Origin of the sequence: Mesorhizobium sp. M7A.F.Ca.CA.001.08.2.1 (genome assembly GCF_003998455.1) — a bacterium.
GTDB lineage: Bacteria > Pseudomonadota > Alphaproteobacteria > Rhizobiales > Rhizobiaceae > Mesorhizobium > Mesorhizobium ciceri.
In genome coordinates this window covers 1-1,304 of the sequence record NZ_RZPW01001155.1, presented here as the reverse complement: position 1 = coordinate 1,304, position 1,304 = coordinate 1, and the positions used below count along the sequence as shown (strand labels likewise).

The following is a 1,304-nucleotide window of genomic DNA, read 5'->3' as shown; positions in this document are numbered from 1 at the left end:
CTCCGACAGTGTCGAAAAGACCCGGTTCGACATGTTGGCGGCGGCGGCGCGCGTATAGGTCAGGCACAGGATCTTCGACGGATCGGTGCCGCGCAGCAGCAGCCGGATGACGCGCTGCGCCAGCACATGGGTCTTGCCGGAGCCGGCATTGGCCGACACCCAGGCGGAATTGCCGGGGTCGGCGGCGCGGGCCTGGCTGGTCGCGGTGTCGCTGGGAATGGGATAGGCCTTCTTCATGCCTCCGCTCCCTCGTCGCCGGCATCGCCGCCTGCCGACCATTCGAGCACGCGGGCAAGATGGTCGTAGTCGCCATCCGTCTCGCCTTCGCGGAACGGCAGCGCGCGCGACAGATACCCGGTCGCAGGGTCCGCATAGTGGATCAGCAGCTTTTCCAGCCGTGCCCAAGCCTCTTCGGCAAGATCGGTCGCGGTTCGCGGCTGGCGGTTGTGTTCGAGGATGGATTCCTCGAACACCTCGCCATTCGGCTTCAGCCTGATGAAAGCCAGCTGAGAGGGCTCACGCACGCCCAAATCCTTGAAGGCGCCGCGCCTGAGCAGCGCGCCCTCCAGCGCCAGTTGCGGCGCAAGCAGTGTGTGCGCCTGCGCCTTGGACGGCGAGGAGCCGGTCTTGTAGTCCAGTATGTCGGCCATGCCGCCGGCCAGAAGGTCGACGCGGTCGGCGTAGCCGGACAGCGTCACGCCGGATTGGCCGACAACGGTCTTTCCGCCGCGCTCCTCGGCATGGCGCCTTGTCACAGCATCAGCGCGCGTGCGCTCCCACTCGATGATGTTGGCGGCGAGTTTTTCGAAGCGCGGCCACCACACCGCCTCGACGTCGGCCGGAAGGGCGGCTTCGGCAAAGCAGGCGCGGCCGGCGGCGATGAGGCCGGCAAGCGCATCGGGAGCGCGCGGATCGGCGACGCTGCCTGAGAACAGGTGCAGGATGGCGTGAAACAGCGTGCCGCGCTCGGCCGCACCAGGATCGCGAATGACCGGATCGAGCGGCATCAGGCCGAGGATGCGTCTTGCATAGACGGCGTAGGGATCACGGCGCAGGGTCTCGATCTCGGTGACCGAGAAATGCGTCGGGCGCACCGACAGCGGCGGCTTCGGCTGCGGCCGTGGCGCGAAATCCTGCCTTGGGCCGGCATCCAGCGCGCGCGCCCAGGCGAGCAGCTCGTCGCCACGCCGGCGCAGCTCCGCTGCCTGGTCGCTGCCGATGAAGGTCAGCAGCCGCTGAAGCCAGCGCGACGGCACGGCGGGTGCATCGCCGGCACGTGCCGAGCGGGACAGCACCACCTTCCC

General features: G+C 68.6%; 2 protein-coding genes. Both read right to left on the bottom strand.

Going from position 1 to position 1,304, the window contains the following annotated elements; translation table 11 throughout:
• Positions 1–237: UvrD-helicase domain-containing protein (locus EN914_RS35740; RefSeq protein ID WP_164779184.1), on the bottom strand; the 237-nt coding region annotated here is incomplete at its 3' end.
• The coding region (addB, locus tag EN914_RS35735) for a double-strand break repair protein AddB (protein ID WP_127389704.1) at positions 234–1,304 on the bottom strand (1,071 nt) is incomplete at its 5' end. The genes EN914_RS35740 and addB, both read right to left, overlap by 4 nt.